Annotated in this window: 22 protein-coding genes; 12 read left to right on the forward strand and 10 right to left on the reverse strand. The window is 45.6% G+C overall.

The window, feature by feature from the left end; all coding sequences use genetic code 11:
* The 5 genes from L4D06_RS21450 to L4D06_RS21470 form a co-directional block, all read left to right on the forward strand.
* Window positions 1-1,446 (forward strand): GGDEF domain-containing protein (locus tag L4D06_RS21450; RefSeq protein ID WP_429741256.1); only part of this gene is annotated, 1,446 nt, incomplete at its 5' end.
* A gap of 304 nt (window positions 1,447-1,750) precedes the next feature.
* Window positions 1,751-3,640 carry a DEAD/DEAH box helicase gene (locus L4D06_RS21455; protein WP_274163083.1) on the forward strand — a complete coding sequence of 630 codons (1,890 nt, stop codon included), beginning with the start codon at window positions 1,751-1,753 and terminating at the stop codon, window positions 3,638-3,640.
* A 293-nt stretch (window positions 3,641-3,933) separates the two neighbouring features.
* Window positions 3,934-4,599: a cupin domain-containing protein gene (locus tag L4D06_RS21460; protein WP_429741258.1), complete on the forward strand. Its 666-nt coding sequence runs from the start codon at window positions 3,934-3,936 to the stop codon at window positions 4,597-4,599.
* 155 nt (window positions 4,600-4,754) lie between these two features.
* Window positions 4,755-6,377, forward strand: coding sequence for a sensor domain-containing diguanylate cyclase (locus L4D06_RS21465; protein ID WP_429741260.1), 1,623 nt, complete (start codon window positions 4,755-4,757; stop codon window positions 6,375-6,377).
* Between the two features lie 116 nt (window positions 6,378-6,493).
* Entirely contained in the window at window positions 6,494-7,162 is a 669-nt protein-coding gene (locus L4D06_RS21470; protein WP_274163086.1) for a class I SAM-dependent methyltransferase, read from the forward strand.
* A 126-nt stretch (window positions 7,163-7,288) separates the two neighbouring features.
* Here L4D06_RS21470 and L4D06_RS21475 read toward each other — a convergent pair whose 3' ends face one another.
* Window positions 7,289-7,495, reverse strand: a complete 207-nt coding sequence (locus tag L4D06_RS21475; protein ID WP_274163087.1) for a DUF3283 family protein — start codon at window positions 7,493-7,495, stop codon at window positions 7,289-7,291.
* Window positions 7,496-7,647: 152 nt separating this feature from the next.
* Between L4D06_RS21475 and L4D06_RS21480 the strand changes: the two genes are divergently transcribed.
* A complete protein-coding gene (locus L4D06_RS21480; protein WP_274163088.1) occupies window positions 7,648-7,995 on the forward strand; it encodes a helix-turn-helix domain-containing protein in 348 nt (115 codons plus the stop codon).
* A 46-nt stretch (window positions 7,996-8,041) separates the two neighbouring features.
* On the opposite strand, the gene L4D06_RS21485 is transcribed toward L4D06_RS21480, so the two are convergent.
* Genes L4D06_RS21485 through L4D06_RS21500 form a run of 4 tightly spaced genes read right to left on the reverse strand, consistent with a single transcriptional unit; the run spans window position 8,042 to window position 11,788 of the window.
* Entirely contained in the window at window positions 8,042-8,668 is a 627-nt protein-coding gene (locus tag L4D06_RS21485; protein WP_274163089.1) for a glutathione S-transferase family protein, read from the reverse strand.
* Window positions 8,669-8,712: 44 nt separating this feature from the next.
* Window positions 8,713-10,905: a proteobacterial dedicated sortase system histidine kinase gene (gene pdsS, locus L4D06_RS21490; protein ID WP_429741265.1), complete on the reverse strand. Its 2,193-nt coding sequence runs from the start codon at window positions 10,903-10,905 to the stop codon at window positions 8,713-8,715.
* The gene (gene pdsR, locus L4D06_RS21495; RefSeq protein ID WP_429741267.1) at window positions 10,902-11,597 is read right to left on the reverse strand and encodes a proteobacterial dedicated sortase system response regulator; all 696 of its coding nucleotides are present in this window, start codon (window positions 11,595-11,597) and stop codon (window positions 10,902-10,904) included. The genes pdsS and pdsR overlap by 4 nt, the downstream gene beginning before the upstream one ends.
* A 14-nt stretch (window positions 11,598-11,611) precedes the next feature.
* On the reverse strand, window positions 11,612-11,788 hold the full coding sequence (locus tag L4D06_RS21500; protein WP_274163092.1) for a hypothetical protein: 177 nt from the start codon (window positions 11,786-11,788) through the stop codon (window positions 11,612-11,614).
* A gap of 32 nt (window positions 11,789-11,820) precedes the next feature.
* On the opposite strand from L4D06_RS21500, the gene pdsO reads away from it, so the two are divergent.
* Both pdsO and L4D06_RS21510 read left to right on the forward strand, forming a co-directional pair.
* Window positions 11,821-12,546, forward strand: coding sequence for a sortase-associated OmpA-like protein PdsO (pdsO, locus tag L4D06_RS21505; RefSeq protein WP_274163093.1), 726 nt, complete (start codon window positions 11,821-11,823; stop codon window positions 12,544-12,546).
* Window positions 12,547-12,556: 10 nt separating this feature from the next.
* On the forward strand, window positions 12,557-13,006 hold the full coding sequence (locus L4D06_RS21510; RefSeq protein ID WP_274163094.1) for a GNAT family N-acetyltransferase: 450 nt from the start codon (window positions 12,557-12,559) through the stop codon (window positions 13,004-13,006).
* Here L4D06_RS21510 and L4D06_RS21515 read toward each other — a convergent pair.
* From L4D06_RS21515 to L4D06_RS21530, 4 genes are all read right to left on the reverse strand, one after another.
* Window positions 12,966-13,493 carry a methylated-DNA--[protein]-cysteine S-methyltransferase gene (locus tag L4D06_RS21515; protein ID WP_429741270.1) on the reverse strand — a complete coding sequence of 176 codons (528 nt, stop codon included), beginning with the start codon at window positions 13,491-13,493 and terminating at the stop codon, window positions 12,966-12,968. The genes L4D06_RS21510 and L4D06_RS21515 overlap by 41 nt on opposite strands.
* The gene (locus L4D06_RS21520; RefSeq protein WP_429741272.1) at window positions 13,490-14,830 is read right to left on the reverse strand and encodes a bifunctional transcriptional activator/DNA repair enzyme AdaA; all 1,341 of its coding nucleotides are present in this window, start codon (window positions 14,828-14,830) and stop codon (window positions 13,490-13,492) included. Before L4D06_RS21520 ends, L4D06_RS21515 begins: the two co-directional genes overlap by 4 nt.
* A 229-nt stretch (window positions 14,831-15,059) precedes the next feature.
* Window positions 15,060-15,482 carry a DUF3010 family protein gene (locus tag L4D06_RS21525; RefSeq protein ID WP_274163097.1) on the reverse strand — a complete coding sequence of 141 codons (423 nt, stop codon included), beginning with the start codon at window positions 15,480-15,482 and terminating at the stop codon, window positions 15,060-15,062.
* A gap of 148 nt (window positions 15,483-15,630) precedes the next feature.
* The gene (locus L4D06_RS21530; RefSeq protein WP_429741274.1) at window positions 15,631-16,785 is read right to left on the reverse strand and encodes a cyclic di-GMP phosphodiesterase; all 1,155 of its coding nucleotides are present in this window, start codon (window positions 16,783-16,785) and stop codon (window positions 15,631-15,633) included.
* A 479-nt stretch (window positions 16,786-17,264) separates the two neighbouring features.
* On the opposite strand from L4D06_RS21530, the gene L4D06_RS21535 reads away from it, so the two are divergent.
* Window positions 17,265-17,786 (forward strand): NUDIX domain-containing protein, encoded by a 522-nt coding sequence (locus tag L4D06_RS21535; protein ID WP_429741276.1) that lies wholly within the window; start codon window positions 17,265-17,267, stop codon window positions 17,784-17,786.
* Window positions 17,787-17,893: 107 nt separating this feature from the next.
* On the opposite strand, the gene L4D06_RS21540 is transcribed toward L4D06_RS21535, so the two are convergent.
* Complete coding sequence (locus L4D06_RS21540; RefSeq protein ID WP_429741278.1) at window positions 17,894-18,796, reverse strand: lipid A deacylase LpxR family protein; 903 nt, start codon at window positions 18,794-18,796, stop codon at window positions 17,894-17,896.
* 97 nt (window positions 18,797-18,893) lie between these two features.
* Here L4D06_RS21540 and L4D06_RS21545 point away from each other — a divergent pair, with 97 nt between their 5' ends.
* From L4D06_RS21545 to viaA, 3 genes are all read left to right on the forward strand, one after another.
* Complete coding sequence (locus L4D06_RS21545; protein WP_429741280.1) at window positions 18,894-19,766, forward strand: sulfurtransferase; 873 nt, start codon at window positions 18,894-18,896, stop codon at window positions 19,764-19,766.
* A 248-nt stretch (window positions 19,767-20,014) separates the two neighbouring features.
* Window positions 20,015-21,649, forward strand: a complete 1,635-nt coding sequence (locus L4D06_RS21550; protein WP_429741343.1) for an AAA family ATPase — start codon at window positions 20,015-20,017, stop codon at window positions 21,647-21,649.
* 11 nt (window positions 21,650-21,660) lie between these two features.
* Window positions 21,661-23,109 carry an ATPase RavA stimulator ViaA gene (gene viaA, locus L4D06_RS21555; protein ID WP_429741282.1) on the forward strand — a complete coding sequence of 483 codons (1,449 nt, stop codon included), beginning with the start codon at window positions 21,661-21,663 and terminating at the stop codon, window positions 23,107-23,109.
* The last annotated feature ends 30 nt before the right edge of the window (window positions 23,110-23,139 follow it).

Raw genomic sequence — 23,139 nt, forward strand, 5'->3', positions numbered from 1 at the left:
GGATATGCCATTGATTGGGCCTTCCTCGCAAGTAGGCACCTTGACGATTTTTCGTTTGTTTCTGAATTGCCATTCAACGCTGGCTGGCAACAAGACAACGTCATGTGGGAACATGCGGTCATTCCGCTGAGCAAAAGTGATTCATTACTTGGCTACGTCTTAGTCGAGGTTGCCACGCCTGACAAAAAGAAAAGGCTACGCTCTGAGAGTTTTGATTGGCTTCGTCGAGATGCTGCTTTTCAGTTGAAATGTAAGCTATTGGCACATCAGCTTGCACAAGTCCGATTGTCAAAACATCAAAATGAATTGGATTTAGCGCTAAATAACCGAACTCTGTCTTCTCAACTGACGTACTTGAAAAGTCTCCACGAGATCTCTCTTCGGTTCACGAAAGCAACTTCTATTCATTCTCTATGTCGAATTGCAATCGAGTTAGGGCGCGATCGTCTTCAAATAGACCGCATGGGGATTTTTCTTTGTGATTTGGAAAAAGACAAAATGTGGGGGACATGGGGTACTGATCCTCATGGCAATGTGGTGGACCGAAGCGATTTTTGTCAAGAAATGCCAAACACACTATTTATGGAAGAGGCATTTACAACAAAGAACGAGCTCATCGTAAAAGAGAACGTCCCTCTGTATTTTGGCCGAGAGCAAGTCGGTATCGGTTGGAATGTCATGATGGTGATGTGGAATGGCGACGAATGCATAGGCTGGTTAGCCGCCGACAATTTGATTTATCGTTCAGTATTAGATGAGCCCAAAAAAGAGGCAATAAAACTGCTGGCGGCGTCTGTCTGTCAGAAAATTAACAAATTACGAGAAACCGAACTCAATAATCAGCGTTTAGGTGATCTCGAAAAGATGAACACGCATCAAGAGCATGAGCTTGTGCTTCTGAGGCGTAAGCTTGAAATGGGTAACCAGTTGGGCGCTTGGTCGAAAATGATTGATCCCGTGACTGAATTACCCAATGAAAAATACTTGGCATTGAGTCTCCCTCAGATTGTGTCTGATTCTCGCCGGCAAAACGGTGTGTTGGCCGTCATATCCATAGAAGTGGATTTTTTTCGTGGTTACCAAAAGCTATATGGCGAAAATGAGGCGTCTAATTTACTACGTTCGATATCAATATTGATTGAAGAAAACACCGAATGTTATTCGTTTCACGTGTGTGCCGCGACAGCACCGGGTGAGTTTATGATTCTGGTGCAATATGAAAATGAAGTTCACCTACGTGAAATGACGGAAGCCTTGGTGAATTCAATGTACCACCGTAATATTCGTAATCGTGCATCCGCCATTTATCAGCGTGTCACTTTGAGTGTGGGGGCTGTTTTGGGAGGAGGAACGTTGTTCAATCGAACAAGTCGATTACTCAAAAATGCAGAAAAACAACGTTTGATGGCTCGGAAGTTAGGTCGAAATCGGATTTGTATTGATTAGAAAATATAGGCAAAGCGTGAAGTGACTGCCCAATTTAACGACAATTTGCTAGCGAATTAGGCTATTGCAGTTAAAAAGTCATCAACTGTAGAAAAAATTGTGAACTCCTTCAATTTTTTCTGGCTTTTTTTGGTTTATTAGCGCAGAATTCTGACCCTTATTTGTCGAGGCCCGTAGCGTTAGTTGCTGTTGCAGAGAGTAGGAAATCACTGTTTTAATCAAAGTGAACCTGCATCAGTAAAATATAACAGTGCGAAACCGCTAGCAGGGGCCCCGTTACTTTAGTCTATATATTGGGATCCCAATGCAAGATATCGTTACTGAATTTCGTCAGCTAGACCTAGCTGAAAACCTTCTTTCCGCTTTAGATTCAATTGGCTTTGTATCACCTACGCCAATCCAAGCGGCTTCGATTCCTTTGCTTCTTACTGGTGTTGATGCACTAGGTAAGGCACAAACTGGTACTGGTAAAACCGCTGCGTTTTCTCTACCAATCCTAAACAAAATCGATCTGAACCAGCACAAGCCACAAGCTATTGTTATGGCGCCTACTCGTGAGCTAGCTATTCAGGTTGCAGCAGAAGTTAAACTTCTGGGCCAAAAAATCTCTGGTTTGAAAGTACTTGAGATCTACGGTGGTGCTTCAATCGTTGAGCAAATGCGTGCTCTACGTTCAGGTGCTCACATTGTTGTTGGTACGCCTGGTCGTGTTAAAGACCTTATCAACCGCGAACGTCTTCAGCTGGACGAAGTGAAAACTTTCGTACTAGATGAAGCTGACGAAATGCTGAAAATGGGCTTCGTTGACGACGTTACTTGGATCATGGAGCAAGCGCCAGAAACTGCACAACGTGTATTGTTCTCTGCAACCATGCCTCCTATCGTTAAAGAAATCGTTGACCGCTTCCTTCGTGAACCTTCGCGCATTGACGTAGCTGGTAGCAACCGTACTGTTGAGAAAGTAGAACAACAATACTGGGTAGTGAAAGGCGTAGAGAAAGACGAAGCAATGTCTCGTCTTCTTGAAACTGAAGAGACTGATGCGTCTATCGTATTCGTACGTACCCGTCAGGACACTGAGCGTTTGGCTGATTGGTTGCAAGCTCGTGGCTTTAAAGCTGCTGCTTTGCACGGTGATATTCCTCAGTCACTACGTGAGCGTACTGTTGATCACATCAAGCGTGGCGTTATCGACATTCTTGTTGCGACTGACGTTGTTGCTCGTGGCCTTGATGTTCCACGTATCACACACGTATTCAACTACGACATCCCATTCGATGTTGAGTCATACATCCACCGTATCGGCCGTACTGGTCGTGCTGGTCGCGCTGGTAAAGCAATCTTGTTGGTACGTACCAACCAGATCCGTATGCTTCGTACCATTGAGCGCGTAACGTCGACTCGTATGGAAGAAATTCAACTTCCTATGCGTGACAAAGTTGCTGAAGCACGTCTTGCTGCACTTGCTGCTGACCTGCTTGAGCAGAAAGAAGCTGAAAGTCTAGAAGCGTTTGTTGGTCTTATCGAAAAGCTTCAAGAGCAAATCGATGTAGATGCAGCTACTTTGGCGGCGATGCTTCTTCAGCGTCAACAAGGTAAACGTCCATTGTTCTACACTGGTCCAGATCCAATGATCTCGGCAATCGAGCGTGAGAACAAACGCCGTGAATCTCGTCGTGACGAGCGCGGTCCACGTGACGGCAGCCGTCCAGAGCGCGGTGAGCGTCGTAGCTACAACGCTGCTGATTGGGATACTTACCAATTGCAAGTTGGTCGTGATCAAGGCGTTCAAGTTAAAGACATCGTTGGCGCAATCGCAAACGAACTAGGTCTAGAGAAGCAATTTATTGGTTCTATCAAACTAGCAACTGGCCACACTTATGTTCAATTGCCTAAGAAAATGCCTAATGAAATCATGGCACAACTGAAGCAACTGCGTATTCGCCAGAAAGCAACTGACGCACAGCTAGTTGAAGGTCACGTTAACATGGAGCCACCACGTCGTCGTAACGGCGGTGAGCGTTCTGGTGCGCCAGGCGGTAACGGTGGTCGTCGCTTTGAAGAGCGTGGTCCTCGCGGTGGTAACGGTGGCAATCGTTCAGATCGCGGTGGTGAGCGTCGCTTCAACCGTGACCGCGGCAACGACCGTCGTCCTTCAGGTGCTCGTCCTGACCGTCGTCCTGCTGACGCATAATCAGCACTGAAATGACCTTAAAAAGCCGACGAAAGTCGGCTTTTTTGTGCCTGCTAGTTTTGATTTTTATCTAGGATTAGGAGTCTTGAGTTAAAACGTTAGATTGAGCGTAACGTCCGATAACTCGAGGAGGTATGCGAGAAATATAGCGAGATAGGGCTGCGTGATTTTTGCCTTATTTCGTCTGTTACTTCCAACGAATGCGACGGCAGTTCAGGTCATCCATGACTATATTACGGGTATCGTCAGAGAAATCAGGTAAGTCCCGTGTTTTCCTGTTTGAGGATTGTCTTATGCTGAATATGCAGTTTGACCAACGGGTGATCATTGACACCAATGCACAAGACTGGCAACCATCGCCAATCGAGGGCGTACTTAGAAAACCTCTCGCCCGTGAGGAAGATGAGCGGGGTCACGCAACAAGCATTGTAAAATATGCACCTAAGAGTGAGTTCCGTCGTCATGAACACCCTCTTGGCGAAGAGATATTGGTTCTTGATGGTGTTTTCTCTGATGAAAACGGCGATTACCCAGCAGGCACTTATATTCGAAACCCTCCTGGAAGCTCCCATGTACCTTTTAGCCTTGTTGGGTGCACGTTATTGGTAAAGTTGCATCAGTTTTCAAGCCACGATTTCCATCAAATTCGAATTAACACTCGTGACGAAACGCAGTGGATTGATGGACAGGGCCGGCTGAGGATATTGCCACTCCATGAGTTTAATGGTGAGCAAGTTGCCATGATTCAGTGGCCAGCAGGGCAGCACTTTTTTTCTATTTCTCATTTCTGTGGTGAAGAAGTATTTGTCATAAGCGGTGAGTACCGCGATGAATTCGGCAAGTACCCTGCAGGAGTGTGGATGCGAACTCCTCATATGTTCGAATACAACCCATTTGCTGAAGAAGACACCTTACTTTGGGTAAAAGTGGGGCATCTCCCTTATCCGAATCTGGCGTAAGCAGAGCAACGAGAAAACGCTTTCTGGCTTTCTGTATCAAAACTGAATCAAACGTCTTTCAGCTATATCGCTAGTATATTGCGTGAGTGCTTCGCTTGATAATTTGAGCGCTTTCTTGAATGTGTCTCGTTAACACTAGGAAAAAACGAACTCGGATGTTTCAGATTCAAAACCATTCTCAGATGCTGTATTTCGATATTGCACCTGTTCCCATGCTTATTGTTAACGAGCTGGGAGAAATCGTCCATAGCAATCGTGAGTGCCAAAGTACACTGCGATTAGAACAAGGCAGTCATAACTTAGATGGCTGTTTTTCTGCTGGTGTTTGGTATGACATCAAGCGCTACTTTGCGTCTTCAGCCTCCTTATCGCACTTTGAACCCTTCCATAAAGTGGCGACCCTCTCTCAATCCAATAAACCCTGCTTGTTAAAAGTCAGCGTGGATACGAGCGCCTCCAGCAATATCTATATCGTCGTTATTTCTGATTGTGCTACACCAGAGAAAGGTGCAGATGAGCTTGATATTGATGGGTTGCCTTATGGAATGGCGGTGGTCGACGCTGAAGGTCAATTCGTCAACATCAATAAAGCGTTTTATATGCTTCTTGGATACAGCGAATATGAATTAAAAGGGATCAGTGATTTTGAGTTGACCTATGAACCTGATGCAAACAGCGAAAAGCCTCTACGACGACAACTGGTGACAGAATGTCGCGAGCATTATCAAGTTGATAAACGCTATGTTCATAAAAATGGCCATCATATTTGGGTTAGATCTCTGGTTTCAGCAGTGTCTTCGGACAAAATGAGAGCCGATAAATTTGTTGTGTCAGTATTTGATATTCATGAAGAAAAACAGCTTCAAGACGTCATTTCTACTTCAGAACGACGTTTTCGAATCATTGCAGAAAATGTCAGTTCAGTTGTCTGGATCTCTGCTCCCGATCCTATGCGGCTTTATTACGCTAACCGCTGCTTCAACGATATTTGGGAAGAACCCGTAGAGTCGTTATATGGTGATCCTCGTGTTTTTCTAAATAGAGTGCATCCCTCCGACAGGGAAATGGCAGCCACTACGCGATTTTCCTCTTCGTCTGACTCTTGGAGTGTTAACTATCGTTTGCTATTCCCAGATGGTCGCATTAAACACGTCAGAGATAGCGGTCACTGTGTTTTTGATGGAAGCAATGAACTCATTTATCGCGTCGGCACCATGACAGATATTACTTCCGAGATTGATCAGCGGGATACGGTGGTGACCATGGCGCACCATTTGCGTAAATTGGTGGAATATGACTCTCTCACAGGGATTAAGTCGCGCCATGCGATCATGAATGATATTCGAGAGACCTATCAGCAACACGCTTTGACGGGCGCCCCCTCCATTCTCGTATATATCGATGCTGATGGCTTTAAAGGCATCAATGATACCTATGGTCATAAAATTGGTGATGAAGTATTGGTAAAAATTGCCGAGCATCTTACCCGCAATATACGTGACTCAGATGTGGCTGGTCGTATAGGGGGAGATGAATTTGTGGTGCTTTTACGTCATACCGCTCAATCAGAAGTTCCTCAAATAATGGAAAGGCTCTGTCAAGACATTCGTTCTGAAGGGTTACCTAACGGCATCACCGTATCTTTGACCTTGGGTGAAAAAGAGCTGACTTCAGATATTCAGTCAGCAGAACAATGGCTTAGTGTTGCTGACAAGGCTATGTATCAAAATAAACGTAGGAAGAAAGCATCATATACCCGAACATCGACTCCAATGTGATAAGAAAAGTACTAGCACTTTAAGCTGATACAGTGCAGTTGTTTTTAAAATGAGACACATCTCTGTATTGCTTCGGCGTATTCTCTCATTTGAATATGCAAAGGGGATTGGACATCATGCAGAGCGTTGTAGAAGTGTTTGGTACAGCACTGGCGAGTTATTTCAACGGCAACAAGTCTGGAAAGCTCATTGTGAGAGAAAACAATGGAACCTCAGTCATTCCGACGTCTGAATTTTTCCGACGTCCAGAGGATGTAGCTACAGACAGAATAGCGCTTTCTTATTGTCGTCGCAGTGTGCTTAACATTGGAGCGAGCGGTGGTGAACATTCTCTGTTCCTCGTTGCCAAAGGCATGAAAGTCACCTCTATCGACAATTCTCCGATTGCGTGTGCGATCATGCATCAACGTGGTGTCCCTTCAGTGATCTGTGGTGATCTGTTTGACCAGCACACCATGTTTGATCGTTCTTTCTCTTGGTTAGCTTTGAGAGGTGTGGTGGGGAAATTAGGAAATATTCGTCACTTTTTCCATTTTCTTAATCTTGCGCATCGCAACTTGTATCCCGGTGGTCGACTTATTTTGAGCTCGGAAAATCTCAAGTATGAAGGTTATCGGACACGGCACTTAACGTTTGAATTTGATGGACGTGTCAGTGAAGAGATCCCATGGTTTGACATTGGCATGTCCACACTAAGACAAGTTGCTGATAGTCATAACTTCAATTGCCGTATTGTTTACTGCGATGACAGTAATAAGTACGTAGCGCTTTTGACGAAACGATAGTAGCAGGACACATATCACTGTAAGGCATTAGCAGTGAGTTAATTCGTGACGTTGTCACTTAATTGATCGGCCAAGGTAAAGCCACTTAGCTTGCTCTGCGGGTCTGCGAATATGAAATGGGGCTGATTACAGCCCCATTTTTTTGGAATATTTTTCTACACAATCAACGAAATGTGCTCTCTCATCTTCGTCGGTCAGAGCTTGAGCTTGTTGTGCGAAAGTGCTTCTTTCGGCCAGCGCATTTTTTACTTGCCATACGGCATAGGCAGCCTGTTTATCCAATTCAATTTTCTGTTTTTCATCCGCAGGAAGCAGCGCTAGATTGTTGTTCATGGTAAATCTCGTTGATTGATTAACGGCGCTACCATAGCGAAGAGTGCAGGGTGAGACAAGTGCTTACATAGGGCTTACGGTTAACTGACACAAAAACTGGGGTTTTCTTTAATATGAGGCTCATCTATTGATAGGTCGAAAGAGGGAAAACAATGGAATTTACCTATCATGACAGACAAACACTTTATGATGCTTGGATGTCTTACAAAGCGAAACTTCGTATTACTCAGATTGAAATGGCAAAGCGTTTAGGCGTAAGTCAGTTGGATTTTTCAAAAACGCTGCGTGGTGATGTGCCTCTCGACCGGGGTTTTGTTCTTCGGTTTTGTAAAGAGATGGGTTTAGACCCTAATCACTCTTTGCCAAGTTTTAAAAGTAGCAAGGTGTCGGTGATGACTGGGGATATCTCAGTTAACACATCATTGACTGTGGACGGCAAAGTCACCAAGGTTGAGTATTCTGACAATCAAGTGTTTATTGAATACGTGAAGCAGTTATAAAAACAGCCATCTGATGATGGCTGTTTCGCGATACTGCAGTAACACATTACGATTGTTTAGATGCTTCAATAAAGGCAGGCCGCTCGTTGATCTTGCGTTGCCATGCCAACAAAGCGGGCAGTGATTCATCAAGCTGCAGATCGAGATTTTTCAAGAAATCACACAGGATATACGTCGAAATATCTGCGATCGAGAACTTGTCGCCCGCAACGTAGGGAGACGTTGCCAATCGCTTATCCAATTCAGGTAAAAACTCCTCCACACGTTGCTTGGATTCATTTCCCCATGCTTCAACGCAACGTTCTCTGTCTTTGTAAACGCCTGTTATGTTTCTAAATGCTTGAAATCCAGCATAGAGCCCTTGAAATTCGACAATGCGATTCCACATTTCGACTTGCCCGATAGCCAGTGCACCTTCACCAAAAAGATGATGGTTCGTCGGAAAGGCAGCATCTATATAACGACAGATAGCGACAGATTCACATATCGTTGTTCCATCATCGAGTTCGAGGCATGGAATCTTGCCGTTGGGGCTTTTGGCTTTGAATGCGTCAGTTGTGTTTTCGCCGCCACGTATATCCACATCGATCCTTGGAATAACAATCCCTTTCTCGGCAATGAAAAGACTAACACGACGTGCACTGGGTGCAGGGGCTTTCTCGTACAGCTTCATAAACACTCCTTGTAGCGCTATTTGGGTGATTGTTGGGGGCTGAACTATGGGCTCATCACGGGAAGCCACACGGTCACTATCACCCCATCAGATGTCACGCGATTGGCTATAGCCAATTCACCTTCATGGAATTCCGCGACCAAACGCGCGATGTAAAGCCCAAGCCCCAGGTGAGGCTTATCGGACTTTTGCTTTTCATCCCTCACTGAGACCATAGATGCTAGCAATTGATTTCCCATATTTTCGGGTAAATTCGGACCAAGATTAGAAACAGTGATGCAGGCACGTTGTTCACGTTGAACCAACTGAATATCAATCGATGTATTGGGTGTTCTGAACTCCACCGCGTTAGCGATTAACTTATCAAGCAGTTGAGCGACGTATTCAGGAACGCCTTGCATGCCATAGTGTCCTTCCTTGATTTGTAGGGTGAACGCTTGTTGAGGGTAGGCGTATTCATAGCCTTGCACACAACCAGTTATGACTTTATCAAGGGGGAATGACGTTTGTTCAGCATGTTCGAAACTTTGCTCAAGCCTCGTTGCTTCCGTCATACTTGTCAGTATCGTTGCCAATCTTGCAACACCTTCTTGAGCACGATCTATGTAGCGTCGTTGATCGTCATCCGTATTAACGAAGGCGAGGTTTTCAAGTGATGACCGGACGACAGCGACGGGAGTACGCAGCTCGTGAGAAAGACTAGATGACATTTTCTCAAGGTAACTGTTGTAATCAGAAAGTCGTGTGACCATGGTGGACAATGTGCGTGAGAGATCGCCGATCTCATCTTTGCTTTCAATAGGATCGAGTTGATGGCGAACACGCCCTTGCGGATCAATGGCACTCTCAGCATCATCACGTAGTTTTCTGACACGCTTGGAAATATGTGAGCCAAATAGAAGTAAAACCACCACACCGGTGCAAATGACAGCCAACAGTACGTTGAACAATTGCTCAAGCGCTTTATTGCGAAGCGTCGTGATGCCATTGGTGGTTTCTTCCACAACGACTGCGCCGACGATGTCATTGTTAACCTTAATTGGATATGCAGCAGACAGGATCATCGCACTTTGATCATCGGTCACACGCCAATTGGCATAAGGGCGTCCAATAAGTGCTTGTTGCACTTCCACTCCTCTAAATACCGCCGTATGTTGCATCGCATCAACGATGTGCTCGGGAGGACGTTTTAGAATTTGATAGTAAAGCGGGTTTAGGATCTCGGTTTGTAACCATCCCATCACGCCTGAAGGCGGATCTTGATACTTTATCGTCGTTTCCCAAACGCCATTGGCTGACTGTAAATCTCCAGTTTTCGCGAGCACCCGACCGTGTTTGTCCACGGCCCAAACACGTGAATTCCCATCGTTGATGTTTGTCAGAACCTGCTCTAGATCTGGAGAGGGTACAAGCAATGTGCCGATCGTTTCCGCGCTACGCGGGTTAGACGTTGCCAAGATGGTTTCAACATCTCTGTTAAAGGGGTCGACCACGTTGTAATAGGCAAAGCTGAGCTTTTCGCCCACCAGCCAATCAGGGATTGCCAATTCAATGGCGTAGCCATTCGCCGTTTCTTGCCACCAAGCGCGAATCGCCTCCGATGGGAAGTTGTGTTCAATATCTGAAATCGTCGTTTCAATCAGAGAAACGTTGGCAGGACCACTGCGTGTGGCTGAAATAGCGTAGCGCTTGAATTCGCCTTCTAAGGTTGTGAGTGTAACCACGAGATGGTCGTTGCGATCGATGCGAAGCGAGCCACTTCGTTTAAGTACAGGCGAGCGGTCAACAATATCGACGAGAGCATAAATCTCGTCACCATCACTTGTAAGCGTGAGGTCAAAATTTAAGTCAGAAAAGCGATAAGGAACACGACTGAAAATGACGTTGTCTTGCCCATAATTGTGTTTGTATGCCTGGTAACGATCCCAATCTAACGTGGAGCCGTCAATATCTATGTGCGATTCAAGTGCCACGGCGTAGAGGTCTTTGCCTTTCTCTAAGCGAGGTTTTGTCGCTAATTGACGCTCAAATAGCTCGGGTTGTTGATTGAGTGACATGGAAAATGCACGCGCCGACCCCATTAGCGTTTGCTCTTGCCCTTGGCGAAGCACATTCTCCAATTCCCACACATAGTTGTAGCCAATGAACGGCAACAATAGAAGCAGGCCAGAGAGCAGGACGACTTTGGTTCGAATGCCGGACACCCAACGCCAAACCTGTTCTATCAGGCTTCTCATTTGCTACTGTCCCAGCGATATCCCATGCCATAAACCGTGTCGATAAAGTCAAAATCGGCATCTAGGGCGATGAACTTTTTACGAATACGCTTAATGTGCGATGTGATCGTACTGTCATCAACAACCACATGGGCTTCTTGCATGAGATCTTGACGGCTACGAACATGGCCGGGGCGTTTTGCCATGGCATGAACAAGCCAGAATTCGGTGACCGTAAGATCAACAGTATGCTGATTCCAGTTGACTTGCATTCGGTTCAGGTCGAGCGTGAGGTTACCGCGTTCGAGCAAAGATTCGCTGTCAGTCGCGGATTGCTTTAACAGTTCGCTACGTCGAAAAAGCGCAGCGATGCGGGCCATCAAATGCGGCAAGCTAATGTCTTTGGTGAGGTAATCGTCAGCACCCATGCGTAGCCCAACGACAGTATCAATGTCGCTGTCTCTGGCGGTTAGAAAAATGATTGGCAGGGTAGCTGACATTGCACGAACTGTTTGGCAAAGCTGAAACCCGCCGTCGATTTCATCGGCTAGGCCAATGTCGATGATCGCCAGATCAGGCAAACGTTGTTTAAAACCGTCCTCAGCATCATGCCGATTGGCATAAGTGGAGACGGCATAACCTTGCTTTCTTAATACGTCCGCGTAGTTCTCACGGATAGCGGGTTCATCTTCTACGATGGCAATACGTTTCATTTTTACTCAGATAATCAACCACAAGATGATTTGACTATACCTGAAAATGAAAGCGGTAAAAGGGCTGAAAAGCGTTTAAAGGCAAAAGCCATTTTTTTGCCACATTTGCTCGGCACATTGCCATTTTTGCTCCCGTTACCCGCCACTTTGACTTGTTTTAATAACCTCATCGAAACAACAACCGGGTACATACCCAATCCCTATTTAGGATGAGGAAAGCACAATGAAAAAATTTAACAAAACAATGCTAGCGATTTCTTTGGTTGTTCCAATGTCAGTGTCTACGGCATTTGCTAGTGAGCAATTAGCACACACCGAGCGTGACAGCACGGTTGAAATGGTTGGCTTTGGTGGTGGGGCTGCGTTTGGTGCTGTTATCGGTGGCCCTGTTGGCGCAGTGGCTGGTGCATTGGTAGGCGGGTTAATTGGTCAGCTTGCGAGCTCAGATAAACAAAACATCGCACAAGAACAAATCATCGCCGACATGCACGAGGAAAACGTTCAGTTAGCCACTTACCGAGATCTCTACGCGAACAATGAATTGGAACTTGCCAATCTTAAAGCTTCAATGAAAGAAAAAGACATTCATCTTGAGTTGGCCATGGACATTCAATTCCGCACTAACTCGTCCGAGATCGAACCTCATTTTCAGCGTCAGCTTGATGAAGTTGCCGAACTAATGCGTCAACAGCCTGAGGTGCGCTGGGATCTTGAAGGGCATGCCGATGTACGCGGTAATCAGGAATACAATTTGCAGCTTTCGCAACTACGTGCTCAAGCCGTCTACGAATATTTGGTTGAGCAGGGCGTCGCGACTGAGCAACTTGTGCAAACCGCGTATGGGAATCAATTAGCCATTGAAACTGAAGGTGACCGTGAAGGATATTTCTTCGACCGTCGCGTGAGTTTGCGTTCAGTATCAGGTGGTCAAACTGCAGCTAATCAATAAGGAGTGGATGATGAATATTCGTCCAGCCACCTTGGAAGATGCGGAGCGCATTAATGCGCTCTGCCAAACCTTAGGATACTCGCCGACACTGGAACAAACGGAAGAGCAACTGTCGCGTGTAATGAAACAACAACGAGACGCCTTATTTGTGGCAGAAGTGTGTGATTTGGTCGTGGGGTTCATCACCTTACACACGGTCGATGTTGTGCATGATGTTCAGCCATGGGGGAGAATCTCTTCGCTGGTCGTCGATGAAAATTTTCGCGACATGACTATCGGTAAGCAGCTTCTTGATCATGCAGAGATATATCTCAAACAACAGAACTGTATGCGTATTGAAGTGACCAGTCATATCAGCCGTGAGGAGGCCCATGGCTTTTATCTGCACCTTGGTTATCGTATTACGCCGCTTCGATTTATTAAGCTGTTGGCTCAACGTGTGCTGGTGGCTGCAAGTTAAATGCGTTAGAAGACATGGCTTGCTCGTGTTTGAGTAGCCATGCCTTCGCATCAAGCCCACCCGCATAGCCTGTTAGTTTCCCACTTTTACCAATCACACGATGACAAGGCACGATAATAGCGATTGGATTTTGACCATTAGCTGCTCCAACGGCGCGAGATGCTGAAGGCTTGCCAATCAATGCCGCTAGGTCGCCATAACAACGGGTTTCTCCCGCGGGGATTTTTTGGAGCTCCGCCCACACTTGTTGCTGAAATTCGGTGCCAAGCAAATCTAAGGCCACAGAAAACGCCACTGGCTCCCCCGCGAAATATTGGTCTAATTGCTCAATCACCGTTTGGAAAGGCTCTCTTGTGATGACTTCATCGTCTGATATTGGAATATCGTACTTGTACTCAGGCAAAGACAGTGACGTTAGACCATGCTCAGAAGCAGTTAGTGTGATTGCGCCTAAGGGGGATGTGTAGAGATAACGATATTGCTTCATGATATGTCCTTATAGTGTGTGCTCAATGCGAAGTAGCTACGCCAAGGTTGTGCATCGTGTACCAGTGATGCTGGGTTGGATAAAGCGGCTATATCAGGTAAACCCGCACCACGAAGACATGCATACGCGTACTGAGCTTCAGTCAGTGGTTGTCCTTGGGCGTTGACAAAGTCACTACTAGCCTGCTTGGAGAGACAGTATTTTGCCCAAGACGAAAGGCGATGTTTCTCTTGCGTAGATAGAGGATAAGAATCTAGATCTGTTAACACCTTCTCAGCACTCGGAAAATAAGCGATCCCTTTTTCAGGATTCTCAATTAATAGTGGTTCAATCGATGTGTAGATTACTTGGTCTTGGTCTTGGTCTTGATCATTGTTGAGAGATTCACCAAAGATGGCACGAACACCGGCTTCAAACGTATCCCATACACCGGGTATTCGTGTGACTATAGGCTGGTGCGAAGGTAACACTGTTCGTAGCGCCAATGTGATTGCATCCGGGTTTGCATCGAGATCCAGTAGTCGTCGTATATGATTGAGTGCCGCAAACAAATATTTGGGCTCTGACAGCTTGAGTTCCACCACAAAGCGATGCTTCTTCGGTTCCAAGGTCGCCGTAAATTGCCCACATAGCGTTCCCAACATGAATGTTCTTCCGTACGAGTTATCATCCAACCACTCGACATTTGAAATCATGGTCTTGCTTATGGCTGAGTGAAAGTGCTGCCAGTGATAAGGGGGACGAAAACTCAGCGTGACCACTATCGAGTCTGACGGTGTCGACTGTTTTCCTCTCACTTGTGTTGGTGATAATGCGAGTTGTTGTTGGAAGCAGTCATTAAAACGACGAATACTGTTGAAACCCGACGCAAAAGCAATATCAGCGATGGGGATAGTCGTTTCATGAAGGAGCTTTTTCGCAAAAAGGATTTGCTGATAGAGTGCATATTGCTTGGGAGAACAACCGAGCGATTCGGTGAACAACTTTCTCAAGTAGCGGTCTGATACCCCCAATTTCTCTGCAAGTGTCGGGATACTATTGTCCTGCAAATAGCCATCATCAATGAGTCGTAAGGCCCGTCGAAATGTCGTTTGTTTACCAAGCCAAGCTGGGGAGCCTGGTGCACTGTCAGGTCGGCAACGTAAGCAGGGGCGAAACCCTTGTGATGCTGCTTCATAGGCTGTTGCGTAGTAGCGAACATTCTCTTCTTTTGGCGGTGGTGCCGGACAAACGGGACGACAGTAGATTCCAGTGGACACCACGGCCGTGTAAAACAGCCCGTCGAAACGAGCATCGCGAGATAGGCGAGCTTGTTGAAAATGTGTGGTGGTATCCATCGCATCATTCTTGTTTGAGTAAATGTGTAGTCACAATATCACTGGATAATGATAGGTGTCGCCAGAATCGGAACTTAATAGTGAGCTTCACACAGTGAAGTGGATTAATTCAACGCGATGAGAAAGGTGTGATGAGAAAGGCGTATAGGGGAAGAAAGAAACGCGCTGGGAATGGGTGACGGATAGTAATGATAAAATCAGGCTGCGCGAGGGCAGCCTGACCGTGTGTTTACTTATTCAGGTAAGCACACGCAGTAGTGAAAGCGTGCTCTTGGAACTGCTTCAGACCCACTTCTTTTAGTGAGACCATCACAGGGTTACGCTTTAAAGATTCTTTCATTGCAGATGCAGTAAATACTTCACATTCCATGTCTTGGATAAGTTGAAGTGCAGATTCCAGTTTGAAGCCAATAGCACTACCTGCAAATTTGCCTTTCATTGGGCGCTCGCGAATAACGATTTTGTCTACTTTGTAGTCAGTCATCAGTTGCGCGAATTGCTTTTGGAAGTGACGGATTTGCTCGGTGCTAGACCCATCAATGATGGTAAATTTACGAGCGCGACAATCTGGCACGTCGAACAACCCTTCTTTTAGTTCTAATAGACAGATGTTCGCTTCGTTGCTTTTAAAATCGACAGCACAAATTCGCATTTTTCTTATTCCACGAGTTAATGAACCACGCATTATAGGCAAAAGTGTGGCGCGGGTCATGGATAAAGATGGGAACACAGGCTGATCGATGCAGTTTAATGCAAAAAAAGTGCTGAGGTGGAACGTGGTTTGGTTACGAATGGCCTAATCAACGGAACTCGCTGAAGCTGGTTTTGAGTTTTGCTTCAGTCAAGCCACGGACGATTTTGAGATCTGGACGCTTACTAAGATTGATGTATTCAACTTCACGGAATGAATCTGTTCTCGCAGAGTAGAAGAGTTTCACTGTCGGTGTCATGAGATCATCGGGGTTTTCTTTGCATACTAAACCCACTCGACCATTGCTGAGTTCAACAACAGATCCAACAGGGTAGAAGCCTATACATCGGATGAACTTTTTAAGCAGATCCGCATCAAGATGGAATGGCGTTAGCCCAATCATGATTTTGAATGCCTCTGAAGGCGAGAGTGCTGGTTTATAGCAACGCTCTGCCGTTAAGGCGTCGTATATATCGACGATGCAAGACATTCTGCCAATGAGTGGAAGCTCGTCGCCTTTTAGCCCCTTAGGGTACCCATTGCCATCAATTTTTTCGTGGTGCATTAAGCTGACGTCTTTGCTGATGGACGGTAAGTCGACCATATTTTCAAGGACGGGTTGAGACAGGGTTTGGTGTTCTTTCATATGGATAAACTCATCGTCAGTGAGCTTACCGGGCTTATTTAGAACTTCGTCTCGCACCAGTATTTTACCGATGTCATGCACCAAACCTCCGACGGCGAGTTCTTCTAGTGTATTTCTATCCAACTCCAAAAAACGTCCAAAGTTTACAAGGTGGAACGCGACATTCATCGAGTGCTCAAGAAGATACGCGCTCTTTTCTCGAATACCACTAATCCACAGCACAGCTTCACGTTTTTCAAAGATGCTCTCAACAATGTTGGCGCTAATTTCTTTTACTGGCTCGATATCTACTGGTTTGTTTTCATAAACATCGCGTAGGAGTTTGCTGAGTTGTTTTTTTGAGGTATCGACTAACTGTTTTGCTGCGCAGTATTCGTCATTCCCACTGATCGAAGAATACTTACCCACTTTGGTTTCTGTGTAACGGAGATCTTCGTCCGAAGTAATTTGATCCCCGTCGACATAAACAAAGAGGACGCCCTTACTGCGCAGGTTATCGATGGTTTCTTGACGACGGATAAACCCAGGCTTTTTCATCTTGGTTCGCGCACGTTGAGATTCGATTTGCTCGACATACATTCCAATCTCTACGCTATCAATGGCGATTTTTTGCAGCATTGATGTGGGCTCCGTATCTGGGTCGGGTTGTTACGAATTGGATATTGGTGAACATTAAATCATTAGGTTCAGTTCAATATGACTGATAGCAGTTGATAACTTTAACTATATACAAAATTCAACCATTTGGCCTATTTTCACCCAGTACACTCTATAAATATATGGATTCTCAGTACGTCATACTGATTAGCCTCAAAGCTTCTATATAAAATATAGAACATATAACCATGAATAATTGAAGGTTAATCGTGGTCTTGTGTGACTTTTGACCTTTACCGAGCGTTATACTATTTGGCCTTTTAAAGTCCGATGTATTTTAATGGTGGAGTGTGGATAAATCAAAGAAATGAATGTACTTGTAACAGCAACTAATGCGCGTGGATTCACGTTTTCTATTTGCCCAATGTCTAATCTCTGGTTAGAGTGCGCGACTGATTTGGCGAAATGACCGCCTGTTGTTGATTATTTAGGCGTACAGAATGCGAATACTGAAAACCTCTACTCATCCTGATGTCCTTCCACTTAAAGGTAAGTCGCTCTTTCAACGATTAGCGTCGCGAGCGATTGTTGTCCGTGAGAACGATATTTTGCTGCTGTTTACGGAGCGTTACCATGACTACTCCTTACCGGGTGGTGGGATTGATGTAAACGAGAATCAAATTGATGGATTGGTCCGTGAACTAAAAGAAGAAACGGGCGCGAATAATATCCGCAATATTCGACCTTTTGGTTCCTACGAAGAGTTTCGTCCGTGGCATAAGCCAGATTTCGATGTTGTTCATATGATTTCTTACTGCTTTTGGTGCGATATTGACGATCAGTTAGGTGAAGTGTCACTGGAAGACTATGAAGTGAAAAACGGCATGCGCCCAGTATGGATGAATATCCACGAAGCTATTGAACACAATAAAAAAACGATGGCTGAAAGCGATAAGCAGGGTTTGTCTATTGTCCGTGAAACCTATTTGCTAGAACTTATTGCGAGTGAAATAAGCCAATAAGCCAATAAGCCAATAAGCAATCACTTTAACGACGCATAGAGAAGAGGCTGGAACTTCCAGCCTCTTTCAGTTTTGTTTTTCAAGCGATCTTTAAGTTCTTGACGACCTTAGTAGCGATAAAAGAGTGTGAAACTCCCGTAGCCATGTTGGTCAAGATCTGACGTTTTGAACTGTTTGCTGTAAGCCGTCACCGATGCGATTGCCCCCCAATGACGAGAATACCAAGAAAAACCACCTGAAATGGCGGCTTGATTGCGTTGGATATCGAGATCATCATTCTCTGATGGCTTATCGCCTTCAATGGTGATGTCACTGAATCGATGGCGCGCTTCAAGGGTGGTGAAAAAGAAGAAACCATCATCGCTATGGCTTAACATGCCTACGTCGACCGAGTTTTGTGCGATAACGGATGTTGCGCCAAACGTATTCCCGAGATCGATACCGATACGGTAGGTGCCACCTAACGCAACTTCACTTTGAAAGTTACCGCCTTGACCACGACCAAAAACACTAAATTCACCGATCGGGGTCCGAGAAATTAGTTGATGAACTTGGAAACCTGCTTGATAGATAAACTCGTCGTAAATTTGATAATCCCAACCTTTTGGATCTGTCGAACCTACAATTTCGTGCACGATAGATTGCGCTGAATCAGCCGCCGAACTGGGCCCAACAGTGCCAAGCATTAAGCTACCTCGATAGGCCACAGCATCTGTTTGGTGGTAAGCACGCCCTTGCAGATAGAGCAGACCCGCATAAGGGCGCTCATTGGGTTGTGGCGTTTCAAACTCAATGTCAGTCGGCGTCCACATTTGCGAAGCAAGTTCTATGCTGTAACCGATGGTCCCGGGGTCGGAAGACCAGCGCAAACCTAGCCCGCTGGTATAGTCTCTGTCGGTTCCAAGTGCGCCATCATTGTCTACTGTTAACGAAATTGACGCGGCGTGGACAGACAAGCTAAGAAAAGGGACGACGAAGAGAGATGCCCCGAAAATGCTACGTGATAACATAAAATCCTAATATTCGACGTAAAGGCGGCAATACCACCAATAATGCGACCAATGTATGCTTTGACGGATATGCTATACCATTCATTGTACGTTGACGATGATGGCTTCCAAGGAGAGTGATTTGCAACAGGTTATAAATGCACTTGTCAGTGCCGAATGGTTAAGGGATAACCTAAACACCCCAAATCTTAAGATGATTGATGCTAGCTGGTTTATGCCGGGCAGCGAGAGAAATGCAAAGTCTGAATGGATGAGCCAACGAATCCCTGGTGCTGTGTATTTTGATTTTGATGCGGAGATTGTCGATAAGTCATCATCACTACCACACATGCTCCCGTCACCTGCGCAGTTTGAGCAGGCCGTGAGTGCATTGGGCATTGATAACGAAGATATCGTAGTGGTGTACGACAGTTCCGGTATTTTTTCGGCGCCACGGGTTTGGTGGATGTTTAAGGCAATGGGTCATCAATCGGTAGCGGTTCTTGATGGTGGCTTTCCTGCTTGGATATCTGCTGGAGGAGAGATAGATTCTGAACTCCCTAGAATTCCCGCTAAGACACAATATGTTGCGGAATTAGTCTCCGAACGTGTAATAGACAAGGACACCTTGCTAGCAGGTATTTCATCCGCATCCCTTAATGTCATCGATGTACGACCTGCGGATCGTTTTGCTGGGTCCGTGCCAGAGCCTCGCGCTGGCGTTCGCAGTGGACATATGCCAAACGCAAAGAATTTACCGTTCGGGAAGCTTCTTGTTAACGGGAAGTTTAAAGACAAATCAGAACTGGAGCGCCTGATTACACCTGTTGTTTCTGCTGACATGCTGAATGTGTCGTCATGTGGGTCAGGTGTCACTGCGTGTATTCTTTCTCTGGCGAGTGAAATAACCCTAGGCAAACCCATCACGGTCTATGACGGCTCGTGGAGTGAGTGGGGGAGTGATGCGACACTCCCTGTCGTGACTGACTAGCACTTAGAAGCCTCCTTGATGGAGGCTTTTTTTATGATTGTTACGGTCTGCAATACTATGATCAGACAGCGATTTTTGATGTTCTCATAAATGGAAACTAAGTTTTAAGGGTGGATTAGATCAAACTTGAAGTGTTATACAGAATGTAACCAAGTATTAATGGTTACAAAGTGTTAACAATGTGTTATGACTGGTTTCATGTTGTTGATTAATCAATATGGAGCAGCAACGTGACGAATCAAATTGCGATGACGACAAATAATGTTTTACTTCCTGAGCGAATTCAAAAGCTTGTTCAAGCGCTATCAAGTGGCGTTTATGAACGAGAAGACACTATTCGTCTATGCCTGCTCGCCGCGTTAAGCGGTGAAAGTGTTTTCTTGCTCGGCCCGCCGGGTATCGCAAAAAGTTACATAGCAAAACGGCTAATTGAAGCGTTCGACGATAGTCAGTTCTTTGAGTACTTGATGACACGCTTTTCAACGCCAGAAGAAGTTTTTGGTCCGCTATCAATTCAAGAGTTAAAAGACAACGGAAAGTACGTTCGTTTAACCGAAGGATACTTACCTTCTGCAGACGTTGTTTTTCTTGATGAAATATGGAAAGCAGGCCCTGCTATTCTCAATACCCTTCTCACCGTGGTGAATGAACGCGTCTATCGCAATGGTAGTGAAGTGCTGCCTGTCCCCATGCGTTTGTTGGTGACTGCGTCCAATGAACTGCCTGAGCCTGATAGCGGCCTAGACGCACTCTATGATCGTATGTTGGTGCGTATTTTCGTTAATCGAATTCAAGAGAAGGGTAATTTTAAACGTCTTCTGACTGGAGAAAGTGGTGAAACACGCGTTGAGATTGGTCCTGAAATTTCGATCAAAGCCCAGGAGTATCAGCAATGGCAAAGTCAGATTGATCAGGTCTCTTTGTCAGACGATGTGTTCGAGAAAATCTACGCATTAAAAATGTTGCTTGAGCGAGAAGCGGACGATCCGAGTCACGCATTCCCCGTCGAGGAGCTCTATATCTCTGACCGACGCTGGAAAAAAGCGGTTCGTCTGTTGAAGGCCAGTGCGTTCTTCAATGGTCGCAAGGACGTCAATCCTGTGGATTTGCTATTACTGCAAGAGTGTTTATGGCATAGCCCTGAATCACGCGTAGTCGTTAGCGACACCATGCGAAAATTTGCATCGAATATCTGTTTCAATCAACAAGAAGCTTTAGCACTTGCGCTTGAAGCGGGTGAAGATATCAAAGTGCTATCTGACGACATCATTGATGTGCTTGGGCACACTGTTGATACCGAGCTGTCGATGCGAAAAGAGAAAGTCAAAGTCGACTTAAGCCAAGCGCGTCGCTACTCCGTCAATATGTCGAATGATTTGATTAAGCTGGTAATGCTTGATTCAAATCCATCCGTCTCGGAGAAAGAAAAAGGCGACAGTCGTTGGGTTTACGTTGATGCCACTGAATTTGAGAAGAAGATAAAGAGCGGTGCTTGTGATGTTTATGGATACGTCAACAAGAACACTAATCTCTGTCTGCTAAAATTTGATGTAGACGGTGAGCACTGTCTAGTGATTAAAGACATCGCCAATCGTCCGGTATCTGTTGCGATAGCAGGCGTTGATGATAGTGACTCACTCGCGTTTACTGAGTGGCAAACGAAGAATGAAGCTGCCATCGCAAAGATTGAAGAAGCGAAACACCTTATTCGTATCGCACGCGTTCAGCTTAACGCGGCGTTGCCACACCACTTTGCAAACTCGGAACTGCTTGAGGTGATCGCAAGCAGCATCACTGATGCAGAAGAGTCGCTGCAACGACAGACGATGAAGTTCGAAAAAAGCGCGTTTAGAGTGCGCATGCTGACTGATTACTTCGCGTAAGGGGAGGCACAATGATTAGTCCAGAAAGTCTCCATTTGGGCATGATGCTCGCCGAAACGGGCATGTTAGAACATGCTGTCACGGAAGTGATGGCGAAGCCGCAATTGCTGTTGATGACGGAAACCAGCCCTACGGCAAAATCTGCCGTGAGAAGGCATATCCGCAAGTGGCGGCATTCGGTAAAACGTCGTTTAAGTAACGACTGCATTACTGAAGAACTCAAGCAAGAGATTGCTTTGTATCAAGAAGCGGTGCAATTGACACAACATGACTTTTCTCAACATGCCAAAGGCATGATTAAGCAACTTGAAGGGAAGTCTGAATTCTATCTTGCTGCGAGACGTATGCTTGAAAAAAACATGTCTCAAGAAACACCCATGTTCCAATCGTATTTCTGCAATAAATGGTATGAGCATTTAGCTGCGTCGATAAAAGGTGCCCAACAAAAAGAGTTGGAGGCGCACAAAGACAAACTACTCAATGAGCTTTATCAGCGAATAGAGACTTACAAGACGCTAGAAAACGTTGAGGAGCGAGGCACGCTTGACAAAGTCGGCCGTCTTTGGGATTTGGCTTCGTCCAAAGTGACTCAGTCTGACGTGGATTTGCTTAAGCGATTCGTGGCGTTTTTAAAAGATAATCAGGATTTACAAGATATTGCCCAAACCTTAGGTCGAATGGCCAGTGATGTAGATGATCCTTCACTGCATCGCTCTCCTGCTGAAGAGTTACAAATGGTAGAAGAGCCCGCAGACAATGTTGCTGACGATATTGTGGGTGTTCACCAGAGTGATAATCTTGAAAAGATTGTCCCTAATGAGATTATCTACCTTGCTGAACCTGCACTGGAAATACTGTTCTATAAGCATTTTGCAGATAAACGCTTGTTAACTTACCGTATGCAGGGCATGAAACGGTCCCTCCGTAAGGTCAAAGCTTTTAAACCTGAAAGTAAACAGGTTGATATTGAAAAAGGACCATTTTTGATTTGCGTGGATGCGTCTGGCTCAATGAGCGGGTTTCCTGAACAATGCGCGAAAGCAATGGCTTATGCATTGATGCAAATCGCAGTGAAAGAAGATCGGGACTGTACGGTGATGATCTTTTCAACCGATCATATTTGTTATGAACTAACAGGTGAGGGCGGGTTGAAAGAGGCGCTTAATTTCTTGTCATACACATTTCATGGTGGAACCGATCTCTCTCCAGTGTTGACACATTCCATTGATCTGATGGGAACCGATAAGTATAGGAATGCGGATCTCGTTGTGATTTCAGATTTCATTGCGCCTGAGCAACCGAAAGAAGTGCAAGCGCAAGTTGATGACCTTAAGCGTCAGCACAACCGCTTTCATGCGGTTAACTTGTCCAAATATGGCAACCCAAAACTCATGAGCATGTTTGATCATGTGTGGGATTATCACCCTTCATTGATGGGGCGTTTGCTGAAACGTTTCTGATCTGAATTGGTTTACGAACAAAAACGCCCC

The organism is Enterovibrio makurazakiensis (assembly GCF_050336585.1).
GTDB classification, from domain to species: domain Bacteria; phylum Pseudomonadota; class Gammaproteobacteria; order Enterobacterales; family Vibrionaceae; genus Enterovibrio; species Enterovibrio gelatinilyticus.